This window comes from Planomonospora algeriensis (genome assembly GCF_977012225.1).
In genome coordinates, this window is the sequence record NZ_CDRNDK010000795.1 from 1 (window position 1) to 1,758 (window position 1,758).

Here is a 1,758-nt window from a genome sequence, read left to right on the forward strand (position 1 = left end):
GATTACGCGTCGCATTCGGCGCAGGTGGCGGTGATCGAGGAGGAGTTGGCGGGGTTGCTGGCGCCGGTGGTGGCGCGGGTGGGTCGGGTGCCGTGGTATTCGACGGTGCGGGGGTGCTGGCTGGAGGGGGTGGAGGCCGGTGCGGGGTATTGGTATGAGAATTTGCGGGAGCGGGTGGGGTTCGGTCCTGCGGTGGAGGTGTTGGCGGGGGAGGGTTTCCGGTTCTTCGTGGAGTGCAGTGCGCATCCGGTGTTGAGGATCGGGGTGTTGGAGGGGGTGGAGGCCGCCGGGGTGGCGGATGCGTGTGTGGTGGGGTCGTTGCGGCGTGATGATGGTGGGTTGCGCCGGATGTGGTCGGGTGCGGCGGAGTTGTGGGTGCGGGGTGGGGAGGTCGACTGGGAACGGGTGGTGGCGCCGGCGGTTCCCGGTCGGGTGGATCTGCCGACGTATGCCTTCCAGCACCAGCGCTACTGGCTGCTGGAGACGGGCGGCGCGGGCGACGCGGAGAGCCTGGGCCTCTGGGCCACCGGGCACCCGCTGATCGGTGCGTCCACCGGGCTCGCGGAGAGCGGCGCGGCGGTGCTCACCGGACGCGTCTCGATCGCCACGCACCCGTGGCTGACCGACCACAGGGTCAACGGGCAGGCGCTGCTGCCCGGGACGGCCTTCGTGGAGCTGGCCGTACGGGCGGGTGACGAGGTCGGTTGCGGCCTGCTGGAGGAGCTGACGCTGCAGGCGCCGCTGATCGTGCCGGAGCGCGGAGCCGTCCAGCTCCAGGTGGCCGTCGGCGCGCCCGATGAGGACGGCCGCAGGCAGCTGGGAATCTACTCCCGCCCGCATGACGCGCAGGACGAACCCTGGATCCAGAACGCCGCGGGAATGCTGGCCCGCGCCGGCGCGGCCGTACCGGAAGCGGAGGAGACCTGGCCTCCGGAGGGCGCCCAGGCCGTCGGCATGGACGGGCTGTACGACGACTTCGCCGCCATGGGCCTGGGCTACGGCCCCGCCTTCCGCGGACTGCGGGCCGCGTGGCGCAAGGGCGACGAGGTCTTCGCCGAACTGGCGCTGCCCGAGGACATGACCCGGGACGCCGCCAGGTTCGGGCTGCACCCGGCGCTGTTCGACATCGCCCTGCACGCCACCGCTCTCGGCGGGTTCGTGGCCGACTCCGAGCCCGGCCGGCCCTCCCTGCCGTTCGCCTGGAACGGGGTGGCGCTGCACGCCTCCGGAGCCACGAAGCTCCGCATCAGGATCTCGCTGGTCGCCCAGGGCACGGTCTCACTCAAGCTGATGGACACCGCGGGCCTGCCCGTGGCGACGGTCGATTCGCTGGCCGTACGCCCGGTGGCCGTCGGCGGACCGGAGGCCACCCGCAGCACCGGACTCAGGAACAGGCTGTTCCACGTCGAGTGGGGTGTGGTGGAGGCCGGTTCGGCGGAGGTGCCCGGGTGGGTGCTGGTCGAGTCGCCGGCTGACGCGGTCGACGCGGTTGACGTGGCTGGTGGGTGTGTGCTGGTCGAGGTGGCCGGGGTTCATGGGGCGTTGGGGCTGGTGCAGGAGTGGCTGGCCGGGGAGCGGTCCGGGTCTTCGCGGTTGGTGGTGGTGACGCGGGGTGCGGTGGCGGCGGTCGCGGGTGAGGTGCCGGATCCGGGGTTGGCGGCGGTGTGGGGTCTGGTGCGGGCGGCGCAGGCCGAGCAGCCGGGCCGGTTGGTGTTGCTGGATGTGGAGGCCGGTCCGCTGGATGGGGATGCGGTGGGT

1 protein-coding gene is annotated in these 1,758 nt (G+C 72.6%); it reads left to right on the top strand.

Annotated features, from left to right (window positions below; translation table 11 throughout):
* On the top strand, nucleotides 1–1,758 hold a 1,758-nt coding region (locus ACWJ6R_RS35850; RefSeq protein WP_449066465.1), incomplete at both ends, for a polyketide synthase dehydratase domain-containing protein.